This window comes from Bordetella sp. 02P26C-1 (assembly GCF_009763255.1).
Taxonomy (GTDB): domain Bacteria; phylum Pseudomonadota; class Gammaproteobacteria; order Burkholderiales; family Burkholderiaceae_B; genus Bordetella_A.
Genome location: NZ_WSJB01000002.1, coordinates 106,237 through 132,440, shown reverse-complemented (window position 1 = coordinate 132,440; position 26,204 = coordinate 106,237). Strand labels below are relative to the sequence as shown.

Genomic DNA, 26,204 nt, shown 5'->3' with positions numbered 1-26,204 from the left:
GCGTCGACAGTTGCGCACAGTGTGCCAATCGCGCAGTAAAAGATAAACTCGATACCTCCTATATCGACTATGCGTTTTTGCTATGGATCTGAAGCAGCTGGAATATTTCTCCCGGGTCGTCGAGGAAGGCAGTTTCAGCAAGGCCGCGGTGGCGTTGAACCTGTCGCAACCCAGTGTCAGTCGGCAGGTGAATCTGTTGGAGCAGGAACTGGGTCAAAAACTGCTGGAACGCACGGCGCGCGGCGTGGTGGCGACCCCGGCCGGCACGACCTTGCTCGCGCATGCCCGAAATATGTTGAATAGCGCCGCCCAGGCCATCTTCGAGCTCAAGGAGTTGCGCAACGAACCGACGGGCAACATCATCGTCGGCATGCCGAACCGGCTGGCTGTCGTGATCGCGGTGCCGCTCATCACCGCCTTCAGAAAGGCGTTGCCGTTCGCACGGATCTCTGTTGTAGAGGGTTTGAGCCCCGCGCTGCGCGATCAACTGATCGAAGGCAACACGGATATCGCCCTGCTCTTCGCGCCCAAGCCGACGCCACTACTGTCATACGAGAAACTTCATCACGACACACTGATGCTGGTGGCCCCCAAGCATGTCAAGCTGCCGCGTTCAATGCACCTGAAGTCGCTGCAGAACTATGAACTAGTGCTGCCTTCCTCGTCGCAGCCCATCCGCAGCCTCGTCGAACAGGCGCTGGCGGCCACCGGGGGAAAACTCAATATCGTGGCCGAAGTCGGCGCGGTGCAAACCGCGTTGCGCGTCGTGGAAAGCGGCATGGCCTGCTCGGTGATCCCAAAAAGCGCGTTGATCCTGAAAGCGCCTGGCGTCGACATTCAAGTGGCGGAGCTCACGCATCCGGTCGTGTCGAATGATTTATTTCTCGCGTTGCCCAAATCCAGACCGCTCAGCCGTCTGGCGCGAGAGACCTGTCGCCTGATTCGCGAGTTGCCGTTTGCGCCGGGGACTAGCCGCCGAGCGTAGCTGTCGCAAGCACGCTCAGCGGCGCCGCGGCCCGTGCGCGGGGTTAAGCCGCAATCGCGATGGTCGAGGCGGGCAGCGTCTCTGCCCGGGCCGCGATTTTGCCGTGAATGGCGGCGATTTCTATGGCGTTTCGCAGCGCCTTGAACCCGGGTCGCTTGGCCATCCGGCGTGTCATGTCCTCGGGGCGCAGAAGGGTCACGTCGACGTTCTGGAAGAAATTCCGATTACCGCCATCCGCCCATGACTCGGAGTACACGCCATGTGCGCGGATCACATCGAACTCATCCAACTCGACATGGTAGTAGCTGAATTCCCGAGCGTCGGCTTCCTGAATGACCGACTTGCCGTTGATCAGATCCTTGGCGCGAACCAGCACCCCGTCGATATAGACGTGATGCCATGGAGACACGCGCAAATCGTGAGTGGGCAGCTTGTCGCCTAACGCACCGGCGAGTATACGGACGGGGTGGCATGCCTGGCGTTGTGCGACGGTGCGTGGCGCGGCTTTGTAATGCCGCCAACCCACCCATTTGACGGTGCGATGGCCTTTGCTGCCGATCACCGTGTCACCAATCTGCAGATGCTCAATCGCGACGGGACCTCGAGTTGTATCGATAAGCGTGCCTTGCACAAAGCAAACCGGAACCGGCCCGGGGACCGTCTGTATTGCGCTGCCGTATCCATACTCCGCGTTGGAGGTCCAGAGCAGGAATTCCCCATACCCCTGCCCGGTAACGATGCCGTCGACGGTAAAGGTCGAGACCGTTCCGAAAGAAATGTTCGGTACGCCTGTAATGAATACCCCGTCACCGCTGTTGATCTCATTACCGCCTTCCATTGGTGTAATTTCAATGGGGTAGGACAAATACTCCGAGTTAATTCTCAATACGCCGTCGGTGTCGGCGAAAAGAAAGTAGTACCCCGAGACCAAGTATGCCGCCATTTTCTCTATCCTTATGTTGCGCTATGACGGATACGCAGGCGCGCCGTGGGGCCCAGAACTCGTAAAACACGCCATGCCTTGTTGCCGTGGTGTTTGGTTCTTCTTCATCGCTACATCACGGTCACAGCTAGGCTTGGCGATGAAAAGTGGCGCGATTCTAACAACGTCTAATTGTTAAGCAAACAAAACAAGTGCAAACGGGGTCATGCGCGACGCTGTCGCAGCGTGGATCTGCGATAGCCGTACTCACGTCATAGATTTCATATCGTCCGAAGCTAATTTAAACGTCACCGCCAGACCGCGCGCTTGCCCATAATTTGCGCATCGAGCCAAAAACGAAAACACGATCCGCCGGGGGTCCGGCGCATATGGGAGACATAATGAAATTCAAAAGCGCCCTTAACGCCTCAACATTGGCTTGCCTGATGCTGACCGGGCTGAATAGTGCCGCCGCGGCGTATCCAGACCGCCCTATCACCATGATCGTTCCTTACCTGGCAGGTCAGTCCGTTGACCTGCTGGCACGTGTGGTCAGTGACGGTCTGTCCAAGGTGTTAAAACAACCGATTGTCGTCGAGAACAAACCCGGTGCTGGCGGCACGCTGGGTACTGGCCTGGTCGCGCGCGCCGCACCGGATGGCTATACGCTGGGCATGAGCGCCAGCGGCCCGCTGGCGATCGCACCGCATCTGTTCAAGAACACCAACTACGACCCCGTCGAAGACCTCACGCCGATCATGAACGTCGCTGCCGTGGCTCAGACGCTGGTTGTGTCGGCCAAATCCGATATCAAATCGGTGCAAGACCTGGTAGCGGCCGCGAAAGCCAAGCCCAACACACTGAACTTCGGCTCTCCAGGTAATGGTTCTACCAGCCACCTTACTCAAGAGATGTTCAAACAGCGAGCCGGCGTACAGATGGTGCATGTACCGTATAAAGGGGGGCCGGCCGCCATCACCGACTTGGTCGGCGGACAAATCGATGTGCTGTTCGAAGCCTCGCCGTCGGTCACGCCATTCGTGAACCGGGGCGATCTGCGCGCGCTCGCGGTCACGACCAGCACGTCTATTCCGGCGCTGCCGCAAGTCGCTCCGCTGGCCAGCCAGGGATACGAGAGCTTCGAAGCGGTGGGCTGGATGGGCATTGTCGGCCCGCCAAAGTTGCCCGCCGACATCGTCCAGAAGCTGCACGCCGCACTGGTCGAAACCCTGAAAGATCCATCAGTGCGCGAGAAGCTCGATACGCAGGGCATGCTGACCATCGGCGACTCCCCGAAGGAGTTTGGCGACTTCATTAATAAGGAAGTCGCCAAATGGGGTGCGGTCATCAAGACCGCGGACATCAAACTCCAATAACGCTCGTTAACCGAATCGGAAATTGATATGGCTGATCAAAGCGGCACCCCCCGATGGACACATCGCCCTCCCGGCTCCAACTGGGGCGACTTCGGTCCCGACGACCAACTCGGTCGTCTGAACCTGCTCACGCCGGAGCGCGTCGCGCGGGCCGCGCACGAGATTTCGACGGGAAAGCGTTTCTGCCTGAGCCTGCCGCTAGACTACCCGGGCGGCAATTTGCTCAATCCCTTTCGTTATCCGCCTCAGCTACGCGCCACCACGCGCAAGGGTAAATTCGCCTACAACATGGCGCACTGCTGCGAGCACCCCGGTGTGACCGACGTGATATGCGACGACTACGTCGTGTTGTACACGCAGTATTCCACGCAATGGGATAGCTTTGCCCACGTGGGCTCGATGTTCGACGTGCATGGCACCGGCGAGCCCGTCCCGGTCTACTACAACGGCTACGCCGGCGGTGAACACATCCAAGGCGCTTCCCGCCTGGCCGAGGACGGCGAGCATCAACCGGTGCGAGCGGCACGCTTAGGCATCGATAATTTCGCCGCGACGCCGATTCAAGGCCGGGGCGTGTTGGTGGATCTCCGTAAACACTTTGGCGACGAACGTCACGAGGTCGGGTATGACGATCTCATGCGCGTCTTGCAAGACGACAACATCGTCGTAGAGCCCGGCGACATGCTGTGCCTGCACACCGGTTTCGCGGACGTGCTGCTGAGCATGGAACGCACACCGGATCCGCACGTACTGCACGGCGCTTGCAGCGTGCTGGATGGCCGGGATGAAAAGTTGCGCGACTGGATACGTGACAGCCAGATCGCCGCCCTGGTGGCGGACAATTATGCCGTTGAGCGCCGTCCCCCGCAGGGGCCGTTGGGCATCCAGGGCGCCTTCATGCCGATCCACGAACTATGCTTGTTTAAGCTTGGCGTGCCGCTGGGTGAACTGTGGTATCTGACCGAGCTGGCCGCGGCGCTTGCTCAAGAAGGCCGCAATCGGTTTTTCCTGACCGCGCCGCCGCTGCGTTTGCCTGGGGCGGTCGGCTCGCCGGTCACGCCAGTGGCAACGATCTAATCGATCTGTCCCGGCGCCGCCCACGAAACAGAGCCGGCCTTGCATGCCCGGGCAATGCAAGTGCGATGCAGCGTGTCTTGAGTTCACGAATCGTGAAACCCCATTAAGGCGTCGGCAACTAGCGCGGAACCTGCCCCCCAACGTAATCTAAAAACCGGGTGCCGGTGGCGTCATCGGGGCAAGCATGGTCGCGCGCGCCAACCCCGACGGCCATACATTGCTTGTTACCACGCCCAACGCTATCACCGTCGCTCCGTTCATGGTCAAGACGGACTACACGCTAAAGCAGTTCGCGCCGGTGGGCGGCTTGGGTTCGTCCTCGCAAGTGGTGGCGGTGCAGCCCAACAGCGAGTTCAAGACCATGCAGCAGCTGTTGGACAAAGCAAAGAGCAAGAGCGGCGCCGTCACAATCGGCCATTCGGGTCTCGGCACGACCAATCACATCGCACTGCTGCGCCTGGAACAAGCCACGGGCGCGCGGTTTACCGCTGTGCCCTTCAAGGGGTCCGGGCCGGCCATCACCGCGCTGCTCGGCGGGCAAATTGACGCCATCATTGATCAGGTCACCAGTTCATCGGCCAACATCAAAGCCGGCAAATTCCAGGGTCTGGCCGTGTTTTCGGATCAACGCGACCGGTTCTTGCCCGAGGTCCCGACGCTGGCCGAGGCAGGTGTCGGCGATTTCACGTCCATGACCCAATCAGGCCTCGTCGCCCCCGCCGGTACGCCCGCGCCCATCATCGATGAACTGAACAAGGCTTTAAACGAAGCCCTTAAAGCAGAGCCCGTGCTGAACCGCTTGCACAACTCCGGCAGTATCGCTTTGGCGATTACTCCCCAGCAGTGGCAAGACATCCTGACTGCCGAGTGGGAGACGGCCAAGACCTTGCATGATCAGGGAAAACTTGCAGCAGAATAAAGGAAAACGAGAATGACAGCCCCATGTTTGCCCGCACGTACCGAACATCAGCCACTGAGCTTTGTCCCCCCGCCGGGTAGCTGCGATTCGCACGCTCATGTGTTCGGCCCCTATGACCGCTTCCCCTTGGCAGAAGACCGCAGCTACACGCCGCAGCCCTACCCGGCCGCCGCATTCATCGAGCATCTGGATACGCTGGGAATGGACCGCGGCGTGCTGGTCACAGGCAGTGCCTCCGGATCCGCGAACGAGATCATTCTGGACGCATTGCAACAGTACCCGGACAGACTGCGCGGCGTCATCGTGCCCAGTGCGGATATGACCGACCGGGATCTGGACCGCTATACCGAGGCGGGCGTTCGCGGCGTGCGCGCCAATCTTTATCGCCTCGAGGGCAGGGCCGTCTATCGCAATGGCGTGGGATTGGAGGTGCTGCAGGCGCTGGCACCACGACTTGCCGAAAGAGGATGGCATGCGCAGATCTGGATCCATGCCCCCGACCTGCCCGCCATGATGCCCGCTCTCAGCGCCTTGAAGCTGCCGCTCGTGGTGGATCACATGGGTCGCATGAATACCTCACGCGGCGTCACGGACCCGGGTTTTCAGTTCCTATGCAGTCAACTGGCCGAGGGACGCTTGTGGACCAAAATCTCCGGTGCGGATCGCAATACGACCGAGGGCCCGCCTTATGCGGATGTCGACCCCTTCGCCCACGCCATCCTTCAAGCCAATGACGAACAAGTCGTATGGGGAACGGATTGGCCGCACATCAACTATTACGATGAAGATCGAATGCCCGACGACGGCGAACTGTGCAATTTGTTGAACCGCTGGCTCTCTGCCGAACAACGCCAACGGATACTGGTCGATAACCCCGCGCGCTTATACGGGTTTGGTGCTTGACTGACAGCCTGGCGTTTATCGCCCGCGCGGATTCTGGCGCGGGCGCAGCCAGCTCGCATTAGCGACACACATTCGCGAAGGTTTGATCGGCCCATAAACAAAGGGGAGCCGCTTGCGCGCTCCCCTTGCCTATCAAGGCCCCGGCCGATCAGACCGCGCCGTAGCCGCCGCCGCCCGCCGACTCCATCAGCACGCGGTCGCCCGGACGCAGAATACGCTGCTCGGTCGGATCGACCTCGGCGCCGTTGATCATCAGTCTGCCGCGTTGACCGGCCGCGCCTCCGTTCAAGCCCGGCGGCGGGAACTTCAGCCGCGTCATCAGGAACGAGGCCGATACGTTAGAGGCCTCTTGAGTGACCTCGAACTCGAAGGTCAGGCCGTCTCCGCCGCGATGCTCGCCTTGCCCGCCGCTGCCGCGTCGGATCTCACGGCGATGCACCTGAATCGGCGCGAGCGCCTCCATCATTTCCACCGGCGTATTGCCAAGGTTCGCGGGGAACGAGATGGCAGAGAACCCATCGCGCTTGGCCGTCGCACCCTGTCCGCCGTTGATGAAGTTGACCACATTGAACGGCCGGTTGCGGTATTGGCCGAACATGGTGACCGACGAATTGGCCGATCCGGCGGCCCAGACCCGTTCGGGTAGGATGGGCGCCAGTGCGGCGAAAATCGCGGGCGCCAACATATGACCGATCGCGCCGCGCCCGCCAGAGGCCGCTGGATAGGTGGGATTCAAAATGGATCCCAGCGGCGCATCGGTGGTGATGGGCAAGAAGCCGCCCTCGTTATTGGGGACCTCTGGGCACAGCAGCGCCTTGATCGGGTAGGCGGAATAGGCGAAGGCATAAATCGGCACCACGTTCACCGCGCGTGGCTGTTGGGGGCTCGAGCCGGTATAGTCGATCGCGATCGTATCGCCCTGCACAGTCAGCTTGCAACGAATCAGAATCGGCTCTTCGAAGCCGTCATGATGCACTTCTGACTCATACACCCCGTCCGGCAGGGCGCGGATGGCCTCGCGCATCGCCCGTTCTGAACGCTCGCGGATCGCCGCGCCCAGTGCATCGATATCGACCGACTCCACCAAGGGAATCAGGCGTTCCTCCATCATCCGGCAGGCGCTGACCTGCGCCCAGATATCGCCCAGACCCTGTTCAGGGACCCGGATGTTCTGGCGGATCATGGTGACCAGCGTCTCATTGACGACACCCGCATCCATGAGCTTGAGCATCGGAATCTGCAAGCCCTCTTCGTAGATGTCGCGGTTCGCATTGCTACGCAGACGCCCGCCGATATCGGGCAGATGCGACACCACCGCCGCGAAGGCCACTAGCTTGCCTTGGTGAAAAATCGGCATCACGGTGTTGACGTCGTGAATATGGCCCGTCCCCATCCAGGGGTCATTGGTCACCAGCACATCGCCGGGCCGCAGCGTCTCGGCGGGATACTTCTTCAGGAAATGCTTGACCGTCGCCGGCAGGCTCCCGATGAAGGAGGGAATGCTCATCGTGGACTGCGCCAGCGACCGGCCGGTCGCGTCGGTCAGCACCACGGCGAAGTCGTTCGCATCGCGCACCAACGTCGAAAAGCACGTGCGCACGAATGCCGTGGAGGCCTCGTCAACGATACTGATCAACCGCTTCCAGAGGATCTCCAGCTCAATGGGATCAAATTGGGTGGCGCGTGCCTGCGCTTGCGGCTTACCTTGAGTGGACGCCTGCATTATTCGAACTCCTTAAGTGTCACCGAGACGGTCAGGTCCGGCAGAATCTCTACGTCAGCGGCAATCGGCACGACCAGCGTCGATTCCCGTTCCTCCAGGATCAGCGGACCGGTCAAGCGCGAGCCCGCCGGCAGCGCATAACGCTTGTAAACATTCACCAGGCCGAACTCGCGTCGCAGCGGCAGATAGATTTCGCGCTGCGTTGGCGGCACCTCGGCGACCGTGCCGCTATCGCCCCAATTGAACGTACGCGCCTCGGCCGGCGATTTACCGGTCAGCCGCCACGTCAACACTTGCGGGCGCGCACCGGGCACCAGATGCCCGTACAGTTCGCGATAGCGGCCTTCGAAGGCTTGTTGAACGGTTTGCCGGGCATCGCCGCCAAACTGCGCCAGCGGCATGGAAACCGACACGTTGTCGCCCTGACCGTAGTAGCGCATCTCAGCGCCCACGACCCACTCCACTTCGTCGGCCTGCACGCCCGCGGCCGCCATCTCGGCGGCGGCTTCGCCACGCATGGCCTGCAGTCGTTCTTCTACGTCGAGCCAGTCCACCTCTTCCAATAGCGCGGGTTGCGACCAGGACCGGTCGGCACGCGCGGGCGCGGCCAACATACCGAGGCACGAGCCGGCGCCGGCAGCGATCGACGCCAACAGACGCGGCATACGTAGCTTGCGCGCGACTTCGACGGCGTGAACCGGCCCCGCGCCGCCCGTGGCCACGCAGGTGAAGTCGCGCGGATCATGGCCTTTTTCAGCGATATGGATGCGCGCGGCGTTCGCCATGTTCTCGTTGACCATGTCGTGAATGCCCCAGGCGACGTCCAGCGCGCTCATGCCAAGTTGCTTAGCCAGGCGTTCCATCCCCTGCATCGCTGCGTCTTTACGCAGCTGCATCTCGCCACCGAGGAAGTTGTCCGGGTTCAGATAACCGAGCACCAGATCCGCATCGGTGACCGTAATGTCGGTGCCGCCCAGCCCATAGCATGCCGGGCCCGGAACCGATCCGGCCGACTCAGGCCCGATGTTCAACAGCCCCATCCGGTTCACGTGGGCGATGGACCCTCCACCAGCACCAATCTCGATCAGATCGATACTCGGAATCAGGATCGGCAGACCCGATCCGCGCTTGAACCGATGCACCCGCGCGCATTCGAAACTGTAGGCCACCGGCGCTTCGCCATCGGCCACGACGCAAGCCTTCGCGGTCGTGCCGCCCATATCGAAGGCCAGCACGCGCTGCACATCGTGTGCCTTGGCCGTGTTCAATGCGGACAACACGCCCGCGGCCGGCCCGGATTCGAGCAGGAATATCGGCGTGTGCGCGGCGTTGCGCGCCGAGGTGAAACCGCCGCTGGACACCATGATTCTTAGTGGGATGTCCGGGGTCAGTTCGTCGATGCGGTTTTCCAGTTCGCGCAGGTATTCGGCCACGACCGGTTTGACGTAGGCACTGGCGGCGGCGGTGGAGGTACGCTCGAACTCCTTGAGCTCACGGGCCAGGTCGGCAGACAGCGATACCTCGACCTCGGGCAATGCGGCCTGCAAGGCAGTCCCGATGCGACGTTCGTGCTCGTCATTCAAGTAGGAATGCAGCAACGACACCGCCACCGATCGCACACCGAGACCGCGCACCGCTTCGACCACGCGTTGCAACTCTTCCTCGGTGAGGGCCACAACTGCCTCGCCCGAGGCGGCGAGCCGTTCGGACACCTCGATACGCTTATCGGACGCGATCAAAGGCTGGGGCAAGGCGAGCTCGAGATCATATAGGTCGTATCGCCACTCGCGTCCGATATCGAGCACATCGCGCATCCCTTGCGTGGTCACCAATGCCGTCTCGACACCCTTGCGCTCGATCAGGGTATTGGTCACCAGGGTCGTGCCATGGACGACCTCGTCCAGCACCACGCCGCCCACACTGGCTTCGGCCTGTACCAGCAGGTCTTGGATGACGGTAGACACGGCGACGCCCGGATCATCTGGCGTGGTCAGCGTTTTGCCGACCCAGATGCGGCCATCGGACTCGCGCGTGGCCACGCCGTCCGTAAAGGTTCCCCCGATATCAACTGCAATACGCAGGCGCCGTGATGGAGTCGTTGCAGATGGATTATTCACGATCTCGTTGCTCGCTTAGAAGTAGAACGTGTGGTGATGATAGGTAGCCGGATTAACGACTACAAATGAAATATTCAGGTTGATTCAGTGATGAAACCAATATATTCTGGGCCGCAAAATATCCCTGCCGCGAGGTCACCGCCATGTCCACCCACATCACGCTTCGCCACTTACGCAGCTTTGTCGCGGTGGCCGATACGGGCTCGTTCACGCGCGCGGCGGAACGCTTGTTTCTCACTCAGTCGTCACTGAGCTCGACCATTAATCAGCTCGAATCTGACATCGGCTTCAAACTGTTTGACCGCACCACGCGCAGCGTGACTCTGACACCGGCCGCCAGACATCTGCATCGGCAAGCCAGCGCCTTGCTGCAGCAGTTCGACACCGTGGTCAGCGATCTTCGCGCCGTGGCGTTGCAGCAGCAGGGTCACTTGCGAATCGCCGCCGCCCCCTCGGTCCTGGTGTGGCTCGTCATCCCGGCGTTGCCCAGATTTCAGGCCGACTATCCCCAGGTAACGCTATCGATCCGCGAGGGGGGCTCGGCCGAGATCGAGAGGCGCGTCCGTGATGGCGAACTCGACTTTGGGCTGACCAGCCGGCTGTCGAACTACGATGAACTCGAATACTCGCTGTTGCTACGAGACCGCTATGGCGTGGTGTGCAGCGACGACCATCCCCTGGCCCGCCACGACGGGGCGCTGACTTGGGCGCAAGTGTCTCCCTACCGTGGCAACCTGGTCGGACTAGCCTCCGACACCCATGTCGGAAGCGTGCACCGCGGCACGCTGCAGCAATTCGATCTGGCCGAACATCATGAGGAAGTCTCGAGTTCTTCATCGCTTTATTCCATGCTGCAACTCGGCCAGAGAATCTGCATCCTGCCCACGCTCACCGCGCAAACTCACCAGTTGGACGCGTTGACCTTTCTGCCACTTGAAGAGCCTACCGTTTACCGCGAACTCTTTCTCGTCACGCGGCGGCTGCGCTCGATCTCTTCCACGGCCCAGGCATTGCTACAGGCCCTATCCAACACCCTGCGGGAAACTTCGCTACCAGCTGGCGTGGAACTCAGCGAATCGCTGGCACAGCCCACATAGCGATGGCCGACCGCCATCCGGATGCACGCTTGCCTCGGATTGACGCATCGACCTCCATCCCCGCCCTTCAGACATTGGAGATCCGACGGATTTCCTCGCGTCGCCGCAACCACCATGCGTAATCCGGCGGTAGCACGTCCAGGTAGTCTTCTTTGCCCAGCTCGCGTCCCGCCCGCACCGGCCAGTTCGGGTCCACCATCACCTCGCGAGCCAGCGCGATCAGATCGGCCTGCCCCGCGTGCAGAATCTCCTCGGCATGCCGCGGCTCGGTGATCAGTCCCACGGCACAGGTCGCGATATTCGCTTCGCGGCGCACCCGCTCCGCGTACGGCACCTGATAACCCGGCACTCTGGGCACGACGGCCATATTCAGCGGACCATTGATCCCGCCAGACGAACACGTGACCACATCGATGCCGCGCGCTTGCAAGGCTTTCGATAGCGCCACCGTATCGTCCATATCCCACGCGCCACCGGTACCGTCCACGGCAGAGACGCGGAAGAACACCGGTTTATCCTCGGGCCAGACCGCGCGTATCTCCTCGGAGATGCGCAGCGCGAGGCGCATGCGATTCTCGAGCGAACCGCCCCAGGCGTCGGTCCTCGTATTTGATAAGGGCGACAGGAACTGTTGAATCAGATACCCATGCGCGCCGTGGATCTCGCATATCTCGAAGCCCGCGTCGATGCTGCGTTGCGCCGCGGTGCGCCAGGAGCCGATGACCTCTTCGATCCCCGCTTCGTCCAATTGAATCGGTGTCAGTGCACCGGGCTTGGCGGGGATTTCGCTGGCCGAGACCCCGCGCCAAGGCGTCATGCCAGCGGCGGCATCTTCTTCGGTCAGCGGCCGGAAGTTCGTCCATGGTGGCCCGCACGAGGCCTTGCGACCCGCGTGTCCGAGTTGGATCGCCGGCGACGCCCCATGACTCCGTATGAAATCCGTGATGCGCCGATACGCGGGGATGTGCCGATCGTCATAGATGCCGGCGCAACCATACGTCTTGCGGCCACGCTCTTCTACTGCTGTCTCTTCGCAGAACACGATCCCCGCCCCACCCAGCGCGAACTTGCCCAGGTGCACCAGATGCCAGTCGGTAGGCGCCCCATCTTTCGACGCGTACTGACACATGGGAGAGACGACAATGCGATTGCGCAGCGTCAGCCCGCGCAGCGTGATAGGGGAAAGCAATAAGGGATCTGACATAGTGGTCGTCTGAAATCAAGGCAGGGCGATATTGCGCACGCTGATGAGCTTGCCCCATTTGTCGGATTCGGCTTTGGCGTACTCGGCGTACGAGCCGGCACTGTCGCCCGTCAGTTCGTATCCCATGAGCCCGAGCTTTTTCGAAACTTCCGGGTCTTTCATCGCGGCGTTCAATGCACGGTTGACTCGCTCGACGACTTTAGGCGGCACTCCTGCGGGCATGAACAGGCCAAAGGTCGTTGAGGATTCGAAGTCCTTCGCCCCCGCCTCGGCCAACGTCGGGACGTTGGGCAGTAAAGGCGCGCGGTTTTTCCCACTGGTACCCAATGCGCGTAGCTGGCCGGAACGGATCAGCGGCTCCGCGATGCTGATATCGACAAAGCCCACATTCGTCTGCCCGCCCAGGATGGCCTGCAGCGCGGGGGCACCGCCGCGATACGGCACGTGCAACATTTCGATGCCGGTGGCTTCCATCAACAGCTCCGTAGCCAGATGGCTCGAACCGCCGACACCCGACGACGCATAGGTCAGCTGTCCGGGTTGTTTCTCGCTTAACTTGATCAGTTCTTCCAAGGTGGTCGCGGGAACCTTGGGATGCACGCACAGCACCTGCTGATTCGCGCCGATCATCCCCACCGGGACGAAGTCCTTGACGATGTCATAGGACAGATCGCGATAAAAATGCGGAGCGATCGCGAACGTGCTGTTCGTGCCCAAGAGCATCGTGTACCCATCGGCCGGCGCGCGCGCCACCTGGGCATAGCCGATCGTGCCCGTGGCGCCGGGCTTGTTCTCGACAACAATGGAGGTTCCCAACTCGCGGCCCATGCGCTCGGCCAGAACGCGCCCAAGCATGTCGGTCGAGCCACCCACCGCCCAGGGAATCATCATCCGGATAGGACGCTCGGGATAAGCCTCCTCTTTCGCGGCGGCGCTGGCCGCTGCCGTGACCGAGAGCACCGTGGCAATGATGGACAAACAGGCTCGTACGACGCGTCGCATTGGTATTCCCCTTTAGTTTGTGTCTGGCGCCCGGATCGACGCGACTCGATCTCGGGACAGCCATACTATGGGGGACTGTGTCACGCCATACAAATGAAAAAAACCAATGGTTTTATCGGCGTAGCTCAACAATACTCAGGGTTTTATCGATGTGCACCATGGACTTCACCGTACTGGGGCGTAAAGCGTCAGCTTGGTGCACTCGTAGACCCGCAATGCCGTCGCAGGATTTGCCTAATTCCATGCGACGCAGGATTCCTGCCGACACCTGGGCTCATCGGCCAACATATCCTGCAGCGTTTGAATCTACCACCATCGACATTTATCAGCCTCCTTCCCCCTCGACGTAGCTGCGTAGTTGTGCGACGAAACGGGCGGCCGCGGGCGACAGAGCATCATCATCACGCGTGATCAAGTAAATCGGCGGCAGTCGTGCATATAGCTCCACCGGGAGCACGCATAGCAACCCCAGGCGTCCATAATGCTGCGCGAGCGAGCCGGGCATAATTGCCACCATATCGGAGACCTCCAGCATCGCCGTGGTGACGAGCGTCGACGCCGACTCCGTGATGTTCAGCCGGGTATCGATGCCGCTTTCCTGCCAGGACATGTCAAAACGCACACGCTGCGGAGAGCCCGGCGGCTGCAGAATCCACGGCACCTCGACAAGCTCCGCAAGGCTGATGCTCGTGCGAGCCGCCAACGGATGCTGCGCCCGCGCGACGACGGCGAGCGTTTCTTCGAGAAGTGGCACGCTCACGTAATCACCCTCGCCATGGCCCTCGATTTCCCGACCGAGCACCAGATCCACATCGCCTCGCGCTAATTGCCGGATCAGCACATTACTTGTGTCGACAGTCACAGACGCCGAAACGCGCGGATGCTGCTGTTTATAGGCGCTGAGCATGGGCGCCAGCAGCTCCGGCACGGCGCCGGGCACACTGCCCACACGCAGTACGCCGCTCAGGCCCGCGCGCAGCGCGACCAGTTCCTCTTGCACAAAACCGAAGTCGTTCAGCATGCGGCGCGCGTAGCGGATCAGGATCTCGCCATAAGGCGTAGGCGTCATGCCACGGGTGTGACGCTCGAATAAAGGTACGCCCAGCGTGTCTTCCACTTGTTGCAGCAACTTGGTAGCCGCGGGCTGACTGATGTGCATGGCGGCAGCGGCGCGCCCCAGATGACGTTCGGCATTCAGATGGCTGAGCAACGCAAGCTGGCGGGTGCGCAGACGCAGCAACAAGGACGGGTAGGCGGGGGGAGAAGACATGTTCGAATCATACACAAAACGATATCGATTCCTGCAAAATTGCTATTGGAATGGAATGACATTACCGCCTAAGCTCTACGTCAGAGGCTTGGCGTACCCCTGGCCGACAGATACCGAAATACGCCGCCACGCATTGCGGCCCTCCCGACTCACAGCAAAGGTATAACGATGAAAACTCAACGTCCCCGTCTCGCGGTCTTGCTCGGTGATCCTGCCGGCGTCGGTCCAGAGATGGCCGTCAAATTATTAGCCCGCGAACAAAACCGGCACGCCGCGGATCTACTGGTGATCACCGATCCCGTCATGCTGGCCGATGCACAACGCCTGGTGGGCGTTACTCTGGATACGCTCACCATCGAGAGCCTGGATGATGTGCGCTATGAACCGGGTCGTTTGACCGTACTGGCGCAGAACTGGCTGGATGGCAAATCCCCACCCATGGGGGAATGCACGGTACAAGCCGGGCATGCGTCGTTCCAGGCCCTCGAAACCGCACTCGAGGCCGTCAAGCGTGGACTATGTGACGGGATCGTCTTCGCCCCGCTAAACAAGCACTCCTTGCGACTGGGCGGTTTGCAAGAGGAAGACGAGCTGCGTCATATCCAGCAAAGGTTGCAGATCCCCGGCTTCGTCTGCGAGTTCAACATCACCGGCAAGCTATGGACCTCGCGAGTCACCTCGCATGTCCCGATACGCGAAGTCGCCGACCTGATCACGCAAGAGACGATCTGCGATGCGGTGAAGATCATCGATACCGCACTGCGTCAGGCGGGCATCGAGCAGCCCCGGATTGCCGTGTCGGGCTTGAACCCGCATGCCGGTGACGGCGGTTCGATCGGTATGGAGGAAATCGAGGTCATTGCCCCCGCAGTGGAACGCGCACGCGCGATGGGCGCGGACGCGCGTGGGCCCTACTCCCCGGATACGATTTTCATCGCCGCGCGCCGTGGCGATTTCGATGCGGTGGTTTCCATGTTCCATGACCAGGGGCAGATCGCCATGAAACTGATTGGCTTCGAGCATGGCGTGACCTTGCACGGTGGCTTGCCGGTTCCCGTGGTCACCTCCGCTAGCGGCAGCGCATTCGACATCGCCGGAAAAGGCATCGCTAATATCGAAGGGCTGCAGCACGCCTTTGACCTGTGCGTACGCATCGCGAGCAGCCAGCAGCAGCAGCGTCAGGCGGCCTGAACACCTATGGCTGCTTTCGAGGAGACAATATGACAACGCACCGTAAAAAGCTCCGTAGCCGGGCGTGGTTCGACCGGCAGGACAAGATGGGGTTCTATTACCGCTCCTGGCTCAAGAACAGTGGCATCCCGCAGGATCAGTTCGACGGCCGCCCGGTGATTGGTATCTGTAATACGTGGTCGGAACTCACGCCCTGCAATTCGCATTTCCGCGAACTGGCCGAGCATGTTCGCCGTGGCGTGCTGGACGCCGGCGGCTTTCCGCTGGAATTCCCCGTCATGTCGCTGGGCGAGACGATGATGCGTCCCACCGCCATGCTGTATCGCAACCTGGCATCGATGGATGTGGAGGAAGCGGTTCGCGCCAATCCGCTCGATGGCGTGGTATTGCTGATGGGCTGCGACAAGACCACGCCCGCGCTGTTGATGGGCGCGGCGAGTGTCGATTTGCCGACGATAGGCGTCTCCGGCGGTCCCATGCTGCGCGGTTACTACGAAGGCAAGGCGGTCGGCTCGGGCACGAATACGATTTCAATGAGCGAGCAACTGCGCGCCGGCACGATCACGATCGAGCAGTTTCACGAAGCCGAAGCCGCCATGCATCGCTCGCACGGGCATTGCATGACGATGGGCACTGCCTCGACTATGGCGTGCATGGTCGAGGCGCTAGGCATTGGCATGCCCGGCAATGCGGCCATCCCCGCGGTTGATGCGCGGCGTCATCTCCTGGCGCGTGAAGCGGGACGGCGCATTGTGCAGCTCGTGCATGACGATGTGTGCATGTCGCAGATTCTCACGCGCGAGGCGTTTGAAAACGCGATCCGCACCAATGCCGCGATCGGCGGCTCGACGAATGCGGTGGTACATCTGATCGCCCTGGCCCGCCGCATCGGCGTGGATCTGAAACTGGACGATTGGGACGAATTGGGACGCAGCGTGCACTGCCTGCTCGATCTCATGCCGTCGGGCCGCTTCCTGATGGAGGATTTCTTCGAAGCGGGCGGTTTACCGGTGATTCTGCGCCAGCTGGCGGAAAAGGGACTGCTGCATAGCTCTGCGCTGACCGTCAACGGCCGAACGCTGGGCGAGAACATTGACCAGGCCCCCTGTTGGCGACCGGAAGTCATACACAGCTTTGAGAAACCGTTCAAAGAAGACGCGGGCATTGCCGTGCTGCGCGGCAATCTCGCACCGGACGGCGCCATCATCAAACCCTCCGCCGCCTCGCCGCATCTGCTGCAGCATACCGGGCGCGCGGTGGTCTTCGAATCCATCGAGGACCTGCATGATCGCATCAACGATGACGACCTGGATATCGATGAAAACTGCGTGATGGTACTGAAGTACTGTGGACCCAAGGGCTACCCGGGGATGGCTGAAGTGGGCAATATGCCGCTGCCACCCAAACTGCTCAAGCGCGGCATCAACGACATTATCCGGCTCTCGGATGCACGCATGTCCGGCACGGCCTATGGGACCGTCGTGTTGCACACCTCGCCCGAAGCGGCTGTCGGGGGACCCTTGGCGCTGGTGGAAAATGGCGATCTGATTACGTTGGATGTGCCCAAACGCACCCTGCATCTGCACGTGGACGATGCCGAGCTCGAAGCGCGGCGGCAACGCTGGAAAGCGCCCGCCATCCATTCGGAGCGTGGCTATGTGAAGCTGTATGTCGACCACGTCTTGCAGGCACACGAAGGCGCGGACTTCGATTTCCTGGTGGGTAAAAGCGGTGCCAAGGTGCCGCGTCACAATCATTGAGGCAGGATATGCGACTGATTCAGTTTAAACAGGGCGATGGCGTGCAGGCAGCCTTGGTGGTCAATGCCGACACTGTGCGACCGATCGAGATGGCAGGCGGCACCTACGCGCTGGCCATGGCTGCGATCGAGCAAGAGGTGCCGCTCACCACGATGGTCGAAAAGCATCTGGGCAACGCGTCGCTGTCGTATGAAGATTTGATCTCCGCCCAGCGTCTGCTGCCGCCGCTCACCCACCCCGATCCCGCGCACTGCCTGGTCAGCGGGACTGGCCTGACGCATTTGGGCAGCGCCGACACGCGCGATTCAATGCATGCCAAAGTCGCTGCCGATGAAGCGTCGCTCACCGACTCCATGCGAATGTTCAAAATGGGCCTCGAGGGGGGAAAACCGCCTCAAGACCAGGCCGGTGCACAGCCGGAATGGTTTTATAAGGGTGATGGGTCGATCCTGGTGGCCCCCGAGCAGCCGTTACCCGTGCCGGGCTTCGCACAAGACGCGGGCGAGGAACCCGAACTCACGGGTCTATATCTGATTGACAAACACGGTCAGCCGGTGCGTATCGGTTTCGCGGTGGGCAATGAGTTCTCCGACCATGTGACGGAACGGGTCAACTATCTCTGGTTGGCGCATTCCAAGCTGCGAGCCTGTAGCTTCGGTCCCGAGCTGCTTATCGGCGAGCCCGCCGAACACCTGGAAGGCGAATCCCGCATCGTGCGTGATGGGCAGGTCATCTGGAGAAAGCCGTTTCTAACTGGGGAAGCCAATATGGCTCATACCCTGGCAAACCTGGAACACCATCATTTCAAGTATGCCCAATTTCGCCAACCGGGGGCCATGCATGTGCACTTTTTCGGCACCGCGACCTTAAGTTTTGCCGATGGCGTCGTGACGCAGGCGGGCGATCGTTTCGAAATCGAGGTGCCGGAATTCGGCAGGCCCTTGCGCAACCCGATTGCGCCCAAGGCCGCCGATCCGTATGTGAGCGTCAGGACACTGAGCTAAGCGCCCTGAGCGCATGCGCGTCCGCGCTATCGCGCGGGCGCGTCGTCACCGAAGAAGATCGCGTCCTGGCGCTGGCGAATCCGGAGCAGCGCAGAGTCCGGCGCAATCTCGAGGTCACCAAAACAAATCACCTCGCCTTTCTTGACAGCGCGACGCAGGGTTTGATTGGCCATCAGATAAAACGGCACGGGCGTACGATCTCCCAATGGCGCCGCATCGACGAGCATGGGCGTGACGCTGTCGATCGTGTGGTGATGCCCGCCCATGGTGAGCACCTTGCCGGCAGGGAAATCCTCGGTGGTACGCGCCACCAGATCGAGCACCGGGCGCGGCGCGGCACTGCCACTGGATATGCCCATGCCCGCGGCTTCGATAATGCTGGTCGCAGCTTCCAGGCCGAGCAGGTGGCGCGACAGAAAGATCAATGCCGTCCGGCGGTCGGCGCTGACCACATGGCCCTTGCCTGCCAGCAGTTCCCAGCTCGGTTCGTCATGACAGCGCACGACGACAAAGACCCCGCCGGCAAAGCTGATTTCGTCGGGCCGTCGCAGACAATGAAAGACTTCAAGCGTGCCGCTGTTCTCCAAGATCCCGCCTTCGCTGCGTAACCGCAGGACCTCCGGCAGTTCGGCCGTGCGCAAGATCGGCGCGTGCATGTCGGGCAGATCGGGCTTGAATCCCGTCGAGTTTGCTGTCACCAGCATCTCGCAGAAGTCCGGCACGGTGCGCTGTGGTAGTTCGCGTGCGATGTGGGCTCGTGCCTCGACAGTCGCTTGTGCATGGCCCGCGGGGACCGACCAATATGACGCGAGCTCGGGAGCAGCGATGGTCACCCCATTGCTGGTGAGGTCGCCCGTCTGAGGATCAAACACAAAATCGTATTCGCTGGCCTTGCCCGCACAAATGATCTCCAACCCCAGGACCTCGGCCCACGTGATCAAGCCGATCAACAGGCTGGGCTGATCGCCATCGACCGGCGTCACTACACGCTGCTTGCCGCGCGCCTCGTGCGCGAGAGCGGGACCGATGACACTATCAACCTCTTTGGACACCAGGGCCAGATGCAATCCCGCGTCCAAGGCGATTTGTGCGTGTCGGGCGCCTGCTTCAGGATTGCCCGTGGCTTCCACCACGATGTCTAAGGGCAGCCCAGCCACCGTGTCTAAGCGGGAGGTCGCGATGAAAGCCCCCTCTTCCCAGGCCTTGCGCGCTGCTTCGGGGGTCTCGCATATCTTGATTCGGTCCGGCGCGATACCGACTGCCTGCATGGCTTGCACCGAGATGGCGGCATCAATGTCCACCGCGATGCGGCAGTCCATCAATGGCACGCGCAAACTCTGTGCGAGAAAGCTGCGGCCAAACCCTCCGCTGCCCACCACGCAGCATTGGACAGGATGTTTAACTTGAGAAAAATACTGATGAAAGTTCATGAGTTGCCGACGAGGGAGTTGCGCGCGCCGCACCATCGTTCAGGTCGCGAGCGCGCAGCAGGTGCATGGGCTGGATTAAACGGCGATGCGATAAAAGCGTACGGCGTTGTCGTGCCAGATCGCCTGTTTTTGCGCCTCAGACAGATCTTCGACACCCAAGCTCACCGTATCGATCAATGTTGGCATGTCTACATTCAAGCCAGACACCGGCAAATTGCTGGCGAACATACAGCGTTGCCAGCCAAAGATGCTGACGGTATCGCGAATCAGCCGGGCGTTTTCCGCCGTGTTCCAGGCAGCGTCGCGCAGGCCCATTTCTGAAAGCTTCACGTACACCTGTTCATGGCGCGCCAAGGCCTCCATGCCGCGTCGCCACGCCGCGATGCCCTCTTCCGACCGATCCCACGGCAAACCAAGATGGTTCAGCACGATGGGCAGGGACGGAAACTGGGCAGCGACATCGGCGGCCTCGCTCAAGTGCCAGAATGGAACGCGCAAATCCCAGGACAAGCCATAGCGTTCCAGCAGGGCCAGACCGCGTAACCAACGCTCGTCCTGCATCGTGCCGGGTTGGTTGCGCACGCTGCTTGTGGGGCTTGCACTCGTTTTAGGCTTACAGCGTATTCCGCGAACCAGCGGGTAGGCAGACTGCTGCTCCAACGCCGATGCCACGTCCGGCGAGCCAAAATCGGCATAAGCCACGACAGCATTGGGCATACCGGTTTGCGAGTTCAGCTCATGCAGCCACGCCGTTTCGGCAAGCGCCTCGTCACGCGCCCGTTCCGCCTCGACGTGTACCGTCGCGCGGATGGGCAATGACTGCGTCCGGCGCCGGTACTCGGGCGGACCGAAATCGTGACACATACGCGCATAGTCGCCCAGAAAAAACGCGTTGGCATCGTATTCATCTTGCAGCCAGGGATAATGTCCCTGGTCCAGACGCCACAAGTGATGATGAGCATCTACGATGGCGTTGGGCAGTGGCTTGGAATGCACTGGTTCGTTCCCTATGATTACTGTTGTTCGTCAATCGCTTTGAGCAGAGAGTCGCCATATTTGGCGGCGAAGGCATCGCGTACCGGCTGTTGCACCACCTTTTTAATGCTTTCAACGTCGGGCGACTCGTTGATCTGCATCCCCTGTTTTTTCAGTTCGGCCAGTGCAGTCTCTTGATTTTTGGCGTTCAGCTCACGCTGAAAGGTCGCGGCGGCGGCAGCTTCTTCCATGACAATCTGCTGTTGCTCGGGGGTCAAGCTATCGAACTTGCGTTTGTTCATGAATAGCAGGCCAGCCGTATAGGCATGACGCGTCAGCGACAGGTACTTTTGCACCTCGTACATCTTCGAAGCCAGCATCAGGGTCGGTGGGTTCTCATGTCCATCAACCGCTTTGGTTTCCAGGGCCGGGAAGACTTCACCGTAGGCCAGAGGCTGCGGATTCGCCCCCAAGGCCTGGAACGCCAGAATGTGCGCAGGATTGGGCGTCGTACGGACCTTCAGCCCGGCAATATCCGATGCGCTGTTGACCGGTAGTTTGCTGTTGGCCAGGCTGCGAAAACCGATTTCCCAAAACGCCAGGCCCTTGAGCTGATACTGGCCGAGTTCGTCGAGCAATCCGCGTCCAATCTTGCCGTCGAGGACCTTGTACGCTTGCTGTTCATTATCGAATAGATACGGCAGGTCCAGAACGTTCAAATTGGCCGACACGCCCGTCAGAAAAGGGTTGCCCGTCACACCGATATCAATCGTGCCGCTGCGCACCCCCTGCACCAGGGCGCCATCATTGCCCAGAACGCTGTTCGGAAAGACCTTGATGTCGACTTCGCCGTTCGTACGCTCCTTGACCTTTTTGGCGAATTCAATCGCGGCCAAGTTTTGCGAATCAGTCTCCGGCAGCGTATGACCCATGCGCATCTTGACGGTCTTGGCTTGCACGGTGGCAAAGCCGCAGCCTAGCGCCATGATGGCTGCCATCGCGAGGATCGAAAGCTTGGTCTTCATTGTTGTCTCCTGACGTTTTGATTTAGGTCTTGCGCGCGATGCGGAGAAGCGATCGGTGGAATCGTTCCATGTCGGCGCGGTTCGTGGTGTTTTATATTTATTCGTATCCAAATCACCCGACGAGGCAGAGCGATTCGAACCGGACTCAGCAGTGTAAGAGGCCGCCCACCACCCTCACAAGCGAAAATAACTTGAAGAACCGCTGAGTAATTTTTTAGAGCGGATATCCACCGGCCTGAGCCCGACAGGAATACGCGGGACTTATTGTGTTGCTTGTTTCAGGTCAAGGGCAACGTCGACGATCATGTCCTCTTGGCCCCCCACCATCTTTCGGCGCCCGAGCTCGAGCAAAATATCCACGGTGTTGAGTCCGTAGCGCTGCGCGGCAGCTTCGGCATGCCGGAGGAAACTCGAATAGACGCCGGCGTAGCCCAGGGCCAGGGTTTCCCGATCGACGCGGACTGCACGGTCCTGCAGTGGGCGCACGATGTCATCGGCCGCGTCCATCAACAGCCGTACATCGCAACCGTGATTCCAGCCCAGGCGGTTGGCTGCAGCGATAAATACCTCCAGCGGCGCATTGCCCGCCCCCGCTCCCATCCCGGCGAGGCTGGCGTCGATACGGTCGCAGCCCTCTTCGACCGCCACGATAGAGTTTGCCACGCCTAACGATAAGTTATGGTGCGCGTGCATCCCCGTCAGCGTCGCCGGATTCAGTACGTCCTTCAACGCGCGAAAGCGATCGCGTACGTCCTGCATGCCAAGCGCCCCGCCGGAGTCCACCACGTACACGCAGGTCGCGCCGTAGCTCTCCATCAATTTGGCCTGTTGTGCGAGGTGCCGGGGCTCGGTCATATGGCTCATCATCAGAAACCCTGCCGTGTCCATGCCCAGATCCCGTGCGGCAGCGATGTGCTGCCGGGCGACATCGGCCTCGGTGCAATGGGTCGCGATGCGCACCATGCGGGCGCCAGCGTCGTAGGCCGATCGCAAATCATGGACGGTACCGATGCCAGGAATAAGCAGGGTTGCGATGCGGGCTCGCTGCACTGATGCGGCGGCGGCCTCGATCCATTCCAGGTCCGTATGCGCACCGAAACCGTAATTGAAACTGGAACCCGCCAGCCCATCGCCGTGAGCGATCTCGATGCTGTCGACACCCGCCTGATCCAAGGCGCGCGCGATCTGCCGCACATTTTCCACCGAATACTGATGGCGTATAGCATGGCTGCCATCGCGCAACGTCACATCGGAGATAAAGAGCTTCTCATTCATCTTGATTCCTAGGCGGTAAGGGCGAGATGGTTCTGGGCGATGCGCTCGGCACAAGCGAGCGCTGCAGACGTCATGATGTCGAGATTCCCGGCGTAGGCGGGCAGATAATGCGCCGCGCCCTCGACCTCCAAGAACACTGAAACCTTCAAGCCTTCGCGCAGTCCTAGCGACGGAATGTTCATGGCCTGCCCCGGCCCGAGCGTTTCGAACTGAATGCGTTGTTTAAGCCGATAGCCAGGGACGTAGCCCTGTACGGTGGCGACCATATCGGTGATGCTGCGCTCGATGATGGCCTCATCAGCCGGCTCGGCCAGCATCAGTATTGTGTCGCGCATGATGAGCGGAGGATCCGCGGGATTCAGAATAATGATGGCCTTGCCGCGCCGTGCGCCACCCAGCGCTTCAATCGCCTTCGCGGTCGTCTCGGTAAATTCGTCGATATTGGCACGTGTACCCGGGCCCGCCGATTTGCTCGCGATCGACGCGACGATCTCGGCGTAGTGCACGGTTGTCACCTGCGAGACCGCCGCAACGATAGGAATCGTCGCCTGGCCGCCGCAGGTGACCATGTTGATGTTCGATGCGGACAGCTGCGCATCCAGGTTCAGGGCGGGAATGACATACGGGCCAATCGCTGCCGGTGTCAGGTCAATGACCCGAACGCCATGCGCTTGCAGCAGCGCGTTGTGATGCGCATGCGCGCCAGCGGAAGTCGCATCAAATGCGATACGAATATCCGCGAATTCCTCCATGTCCATCAGACCCTCAACGCCCTGCGCCGTGCAGGGCACGCCGAGCCGTTGAGCGCGCGCGAGGCCATCGGATTGCGGGTCGATGCCAACTAGTGCACCCATTTCGACGTGAGTGCCGTGGCGCAGCACTTTTATCATCAAGTCTGTGCCAATATTTCCCGAGCCGATGATGGCGACTTTGGCTTTGGGTCTGGTATGTGTCATGGTTGGCTCTCACGGTTACGCTCAGCAGACAATCCGCGACGCGTGTTCTCTCGACGATATTGATATAGGGATGTAGTTCCCCTATAGTTGGCACGCCTTCGAGAAGGCGCGTGGTATGCATGGGTGATCACGAAAATAATCATGAACAAAGGTTGAAAATGGGTAGAGAGAAATTCGCCTTGGTGACGGGCGCCGGATCGGGCATCGGCAAAAGCATCGCGTTGGCCTTGATGCGTGACGGATATTGCGTGGCGCTGGCGGGACGCCGCCGCGAACCCCTGGAAGCCACGGCGCAAGAAGGCCAGGCATACGGTACGCGCTGTCTGGTCGTTCCGACGGATATCGCCGATCCCACTGCCGTCAAGCACCTGTTTGACGAGATTCGCCAGCATTTCGGCCGCCTGGATTTGCTCTTCAATAATGCGGGCGTCTTCATCGAAGCCATGTCATTGGAGCAACTCAGCGTTCAACAGTGGCAATCCGCGGTAGACATCAATCTCACGGGCGCCTTCCTATGCACTCAGGAAGCGTTCCGGTTGATGAAAGACCAAACGCCACGCGGTGGGCGAATCATCAACAATGGTTCGATTTCCGCGCACGCGCCGCGTCCTCAGGCCGTGTCCTATACGGTGACCAAACATGCCATCACCGGCCTGACCAAAGCGACCTCGCTGGATGGACGCCAATACGACATTGCCTGCGGTCAGATCGACATTGGCAACGCCGCCAGCGAGATGACCGACACCATCGCCAAAGGCGTGTTGCAGGCCGATGGATCCATCCGGCCCGAGCCGGTGATGGATGTGGAGCATGTGGCCCGCGCCGTGGTGTACATGGCCAGCCTTCCGCTTGATGCCAACGTCCAGTTCATGACTGTCATGGCAACCAAGATGCCCTACATCGGCCGCGGCTGATTGCCGCCGCTCGCGATAAGGTCGCCAGATGGGGCGGGCGACCTTATCGCCGGGCTTTACTGCGCTTGCAGATTCGCTTCTTTCGCCAGCTTGCCGAATCGTTCGAATTCTTCTTTATTCAGTTTTGCCAGGTCGGCCGCGCTCATCGGGGTAATTTCCCCGCCCAGGCTCTTTAAGCGTTGCTGAATATCGGGCGTGGCGAGCGCGTCGTTAAGCGTCTTGTTCAAGAGCTCGACGATTTTTGGATCGGTGCCACCCGTGACGAACAGCCCATACCAGGTGTACATATCGGCGCCTTTAATCCCGCTTTCCGCCAGGGTCGGAACGTCGGGCAACTCAGGTGAGCGCTCGGGCGAAAGCACCGCCAGCGGGCGCAACGTGCCGCCGCGGATCTGGGACATGGCTGACGAGGTCGTATCGAACATCATCGAGACTTCACCGGAAATAATGTCCGCATGGGCCTGCGAACTGCCCTTGTAGGGGACATGCGTCGCCTTGGCGCCGGTGGCCAGATTAAAGGCTTCGCCGGCAATGTGCTGCGTGCTGCCGATACCCGAGGAACCATAGGTCAGCTTGCCCGGATCCGCTTTCATCGCGTTGACAACGTCCTGCACCGACTTGTACGGTGAGTTTTTTCCCACTACCAGCACATGGGGCACCTTGGCGATCAGGCCCACGGCATTGATGTCTTTGAGTGGATCGTAAGAAAGCTTCAGAATGTGCGGAGCGATGGCCTGATTCGTGTTGGTGGCCGCCAGCAAAGTGTAGCCGTCGGGGTTCGCGCGCGCGGTGTTATCCGCGGCGATGGTTTGAGAAGCACCGGGGCGGTTCTCGACCACGACGGTCTGCTTGAGGGCCTGGCTGAATTTCTCGGCCAGCGCACGCGCCAGAATATCGGTGCCCCCGCCAGCGGAGGCACCCACGAGGATACGTATCGGCTTGTTGGGATAGTCGTTTGCCGCAAACGTCGGTGTGCTAAAGACCGTAGCGGCGAAAGCCACCCCGCACAGAATTTTGCGGCAAAAGGCGTTGCTTTTGTACATAAGCTGTCTCCAAAGATGCTTAGTTAGAATAGTTTT

The 26,204-nt window shown here is 60.6% G+C and carries 21 protein-coding genes and 1 pseudogene; 10 read left to right on the top strand and 12 right to left on the bottom strand.

Annotated elements, in window-relative coordinates; genetic code table 11:
* Positions 1-82 precede the first annotated feature (82 nt).
* Positions 83-985 (top strand): LysR family transcriptional regulator, encoded by a 903-nt coding sequence (locus tag GOQ28_RS01605; RefSeq protein ID WP_160355161.1) that lies wholly within the window; start codon positions 83-85, stop codon positions 983-985.
* Positions 986-1,028: 43 nt separating this feature from the next.
* On the opposite strand, the gene GOQ28_RS01600 is transcribed toward GOQ28_RS01605, so the two are convergent.
* On the bottom strand, positions 1,029-1,928 hold the full coding sequence (locus tag GOQ28_RS01600) for a Hint domain-containing protein (RefSeq protein WP_160355160.1): 900 nt from the start codon (positions 1,926-1,928) through the stop codon (positions 1,029-1,031).
* Between the two features lie 380 nt (positions 1,929-2,308).
* Here GOQ28_RS01600 and GOQ28_RS01595 point away from each other — a divergent pair, with 380 nt between their 5' ends.
* From GOQ28_RS01595 to GOQ28_RS01580, 4 genes and pseudogenes are all read left to right on the top strand, one after another.
* Positions 2,309-3,283 (top strand): Bug family tripartite tricarboxylate transporter substrate binding protein, encoded by a 975-nt coding sequence (locus GOQ28_RS01595; protein ID WP_160355159.1) that lies wholly within the window; start codon positions 2,309-2,311, stop codon positions 3,281-3,283.
* A gap of 27 nt (positions 3,284-3,310) precedes the next feature.
* A complete protein-coding gene (locus tag GOQ28_RS01590) occupies positions 3,311-4,360 on the top strand; it encodes a cyclase family protein (RefSeq protein ID WP_160355158.1) in 1,050 nt (349 codons plus the stop codon).
* A 163-nt stretch (positions 4,361-4,523) separates the two neighbouring features.
* Positions 4,524-5,279: pseudogene (locus GOQ28_RS01585) on the top strand (tripartite tricarboxylate transporter substrate binding protein); the annotation flags it as partial.
* Between the two features lie 12 nt (positions 5,280-5,291).
* Positions 5,292-6,182 (top strand): amidohydrolase family protein, encoded by an 891-nt coding sequence (locus GOQ28_RS01580; RefSeq protein WP_160355156.1) that lies wholly within the window; start codon positions 5,292-5,294, stop codon positions 6,180-6,182.
* Positions 6,183-6,330: 148 nt separating this feature from the next.
* Here the strand turns inward: GOQ28_RS01580 and GOQ28_RS01575 are convergent, their stop codons facing one another.
* Together GOQ28_RS01575 and GOQ28_RS01570 are read right to left on the bottom strand one after the other, a co-directional pair.
* Positions 6,331-7,905 (bottom strand): hydantoinase B/oxoprolinase family protein, encoded by a 1,575-nt coding sequence (locus tag GOQ28_RS01575; protein ID WP_160355155.1) that lies wholly within the window; start codon positions 7,903-7,905, stop codon positions 6,331-6,333.
* Positions 7,905-10,022 carry a hydantoinase/oxoprolinase family protein gene (locus GOQ28_RS01570; protein ID WP_336603717.1) on the bottom strand — a complete coding sequence of 706 codons (2,118 nt, stop codon included), beginning with the start codon at positions 10,020-10,022 and terminating at the stop codon, positions 7,905-7,907. Before GOQ28_RS01570 ends, GOQ28_RS01575 begins: the two co-directional genes overlap by 1 nt.
* 143 nt (positions 10,023-10,165) lie before the next feature.
* Between GOQ28_RS01570 and GOQ28_RS01565 the strand changes: the two genes are divergently transcribed.
* Positions 10,166-11,119: a LysR family transcriptional regulator gene (locus tag GOQ28_RS01565; RefSeq protein WP_160355154.1), complete on the top strand. Its 954-nt coding sequence runs from the start codon at positions 10,166-10,168 to the stop codon at positions 11,117-11,119.
* A gap of 67 nt (positions 11,120-11,186) precedes the next feature.
* Here the strand turns inward: GOQ28_RS01565 and GOQ28_RS01560 are convergent, their stop codons facing one another.
* From GOQ28_RS01560 to GOQ28_RS01550, 3 genes are all read right to left on the bottom strand, one after another.
* Positions 11,187-12,323 (bottom strand): NADH:flavin oxidoreductase/NADH oxidase, encoded by a 1,137-nt coding sequence (locus tag GOQ28_RS01560; protein ID WP_160355153.1) that lies wholly within the window; start codon positions 12,321-12,323, stop codon positions 11,187-11,189.
* Between the two features lie 15 nt (positions 12,324-12,338).
* Positions 12,339-13,325: a Bug family tripartite tricarboxylate transporter substrate binding protein gene (locus tag GOQ28_RS01555; RefSeq protein WP_160355152.1), complete on the bottom strand. Its 987-nt coding sequence runs from the start codon at positions 13,323-13,325 to the stop codon at positions 12,339-12,341.
* Positions 13,326-13,650: 325 nt separating this feature from the next.
* Positions 13,651-14,595 (bottom strand): LysR family transcriptional regulator, encoded by a 945-nt coding sequence (locus GOQ28_RS01550; RefSeq protein WP_202109590.1) that lies wholly within the window; start codon positions 14,593-14,595, stop codon positions 13,651-13,653.
* A gap of 168 nt (positions 14,596-14,763) precedes the next feature.
* Between GOQ28_RS01550 and GOQ28_RS01545 the strand changes: the two genes are divergently transcribed.
* Genes GOQ28_RS01545 through araD1 form a run of 3 tightly spaced genes read left to right on the top strand, consistent with a single transcriptional unit; the run spans position 14,764 to position 18,550 of the window.
* Positions 14,764-15,786, top strand: coding sequence for a 4-hydroxythreonine-4-phosphate dehydrogenase PdxA (locus GOQ28_RS01545; protein ID WP_160355151.1), 1,023 nt, complete (start codon positions 14,764-14,766; stop codon positions 15,784-15,786).
* A 29-nt stretch (positions 15,787-15,815) separates the two neighbouring features.
* On the top strand, positions 15,816-17,546 hold the full coding sequence (locus GOQ28_RS01540; RefSeq protein WP_160349203.1) for an IlvD/Edd family dehydratase: 1,731 nt from the start codon (positions 15,816-15,818) through the stop codon (positions 17,544-17,546).
* Positions 17,547-17,554: 8 nt separating this feature from the next.
* Positions 17,555-18,550 (top strand): AraD1 family protein, encoded by a 996-nt coding sequence (gene araD1 / locus GOQ28_RS01535; protein WP_160349202.1) that lies wholly within the window; start codon positions 17,555-17,557, stop codon positions 18,548-18,550.
* A gap of 26 nt (positions 18,551-18,576) precedes the next feature.
* On the opposite strand, the gene GOQ28_RS01530 is transcribed toward araD1, so the two are convergent.
* The 5 genes from GOQ28_RS01530 to GOQ28_RS01510 form a co-directional block, all read right to left on the bottom strand.
* On the bottom strand, positions 18,577-19,980 hold the full coding sequence (locus GOQ28_RS01530) for an NAD(P)H-dependent oxidoreductase (protein WP_160349201.1): 1,404 nt from the start codon (positions 19,978-19,980) through the stop codon (positions 18,577-18,579).
* A 75-nt stretch (positions 19,981-20,055) separates the two neighbouring features.
* The gene (locus tag GOQ28_RS01525) at positions 20,056-20,976 is read right to left on the bottom strand and encodes an amidohydrolase family protein (protein ID WP_336603716.1); all 921 of its coding nucleotides are present in this window, start codon (positions 20,974-20,976) and stop codon (positions 20,056-20,058) included.
* Positions 20,977-20,993: 17 nt separating this feature from the next.
* Positions 20,994-21,980: a TRAP transporter substrate-binding protein gene (locus GOQ28_RS01520; RefSeq protein ID WP_160349200.1), complete on the bottom strand. Its 987-nt coding sequence runs from the start codon at positions 21,978-21,980 to the stop codon at positions 20,994-20,996.
* A 261-nt stretch (positions 21,981-22,241) separates the two neighbouring features.
* On the bottom strand, positions 22,242-23,255 hold the full coding sequence (dmpG, locus tag GOQ28_RS01515) for a 4-hydroxy-2-oxovalerate aldolase (RefSeq protein ID WP_160355150.1): 1,014 nt from the start codon (positions 23,253-23,255) through the stop codon (positions 22,242-22,244).
* 8 nt (positions 23,256-23,263) lie between these two features.
* Entirely contained in the window at positions 23,264-24,211 is a 948-nt protein-coding gene (locus GOQ28_RS01510; RefSeq protein WP_160355149.1) for an acetaldehyde dehydrogenase (acetylating), read from the bottom strand.
* A gap of 119 nt (positions 24,212-24,330) precedes the next feature.
* On the opposite strand from GOQ28_RS01510, the gene GOQ28_RS01505 reads away from it, so the two are divergent.
* Positions 24,331-25,125, top strand: coding sequence for an SDR family oxidoreductase (locus GOQ28_RS01505; RefSeq protein WP_236844183.1), 795 nt, complete (start codon positions 24,331-24,333; stop codon positions 25,123-25,125).
* A 56-nt stretch (positions 25,126-25,181) separates the two neighbouring features.
* On the opposite strand, the gene GOQ28_RS01500 is transcribed toward GOQ28_RS01505, so the two are convergent.
* On the bottom strand, positions 25,182-26,168 hold the full coding sequence (locus GOQ28_RS01500; protein ID WP_160355148.1) for a Bug family tripartite tricarboxylate transporter substrate binding protein: 987 nt from the start codon (positions 26,166-26,168) through the stop codon (positions 25,182-25,184).
* Positions 26,169-26,204: the final 36 nt, after the last annotated feature.

Bases quoted from the DNA above. Each gene is read 5' to 3' on its own strand.
- GOQ28_RS01510 (WP_160355149.1), bottom strand. From the start codon at position 24,211: ATGACACATACCAGACCCAAAGCCAAAGTCGCCATCATCGGCTCGGGA.
- GOQ28_RS01595 (WP_160355159.1), top strand. From the start codon at position 2,309: ATGAAATTCAAAAGCGCCCTTAACGCCTCAACATTGGCTTGCCTGATG.
- GOQ28_RS01565 (WP_160355154.1), top strand. From the start codon at position 10,166: ATGTCCACCCACATCACGCTTCGCCACTTACGCAGCTTTGTCGCGGTG.
- araD1 (WP_160349202.1), top strand. From the start codon at position 17,555: ATGCGACTGATTCAGTTTAAACAGGGCGATGGCGTGCAGGCAGCCTTG.
- GOQ28_RS01560 (WP_160355153.1), bottom strand. From the start codon at position 12,323: ATGTCAGATCCCTTATTGCTTTCCCCTATCACGCTGCGCGGGCTGACG.
- GOQ28_RS01575 (WP_160355155.1), bottom strand. From the start codon at position 7,905: ATGCAGGCGTCCACTCAAGGTAAGCCGCAAGCGCAGGCACGCGCCACC.
- GOQ28_RS01580 (WP_160355156.1), top strand. From the start codon at position 5,292: ATGACAGCCCCATGTTTGCCCGCACGTACCGAACATCAGCCACTGAGC.
- dmpG (WP_160355150.1), bottom strand. From the start codon at position 23,255: ATGAATGAGAAGCTCTTTATCTCCGATGTGACGTTGCGCGATGGCAGC.
- GOQ28_RS01545 (WP_160355151.1), top strand. From the start codon at position 14,764: ATGAAAACTCAACGTCCCCGTCTCGCGGTCTTGCTCGGTGATCCTGCC.
- GOQ28_RS01530 (WP_160349201.1), bottom strand. From the start codon at position 19,980: ATGAACTTTCATCAGTATTTTTCTCAAGTTAAACATCCTGTCCAATGC.
- GOQ28_RS01540 (WP_160349203.1), top strand. From the start codon at position 15,816: ATGACAACGCACCGTAAAAAGCTCCGTAGCCGGGCGTGGTTCGACCGG.
- GOQ28_RS01500 (WP_160355148.1), bottom strand. From the start codon at position 26,168: ATGTACAAAAGCAACGCCTTTTGCCGCAAAATTCTGTGCGGGGTGGCT.
- GOQ28_RS01505 (WP_236844183.1), top strand. From the start codon at position 24,331: ATGGGTGATCACGAAAATAATCATGAACAAAGGTTGAAAATGGGTAGA.
- GOQ28_RS01590 (WP_160355158.1), top strand. From the start codon at position 3,311: ATGGCTGATCAAAGCGGCACCCCCCGATGGACACATCGCCCTCCCGGC.
- GOQ28_RS01555 (WP_160355152.1), bottom strand. From the start codon at position 13,325: ATGCGACGCGTCGTACGAGCCTGTTTGTCCATCATTGCCACGGTGCTC.
- GOQ28_RS01605 (WP_160355161.1), top strand. From the start codon at position 83: ATGGATCTGAAGCAGCTGGAATATTTCTCCCGGGTCGTCGAGGAAGGC.
- GOQ28_RS01520 (WP_160349200.1), bottom strand. From the start codon at position 21,980: ATGAAGACCAAGCTTTCGATCCTCGCGATGGCAGCCATCATGGCGCTA.
- GOQ28_RS01550 (WP_202109590.1), bottom strand. From the start codon at position 14,595: ATGTCTTCTCCCCCCGCCTACCCGTCCTTGTTGCTGCGTCTGCGCACC.
- GOQ28_RS01600 (WP_160355160.1), bottom strand. From the start codon at position 1,928: ATGGCGGCATACTTGGTCTCGGGGTACTACTTTCTTTTCGCCGACACC.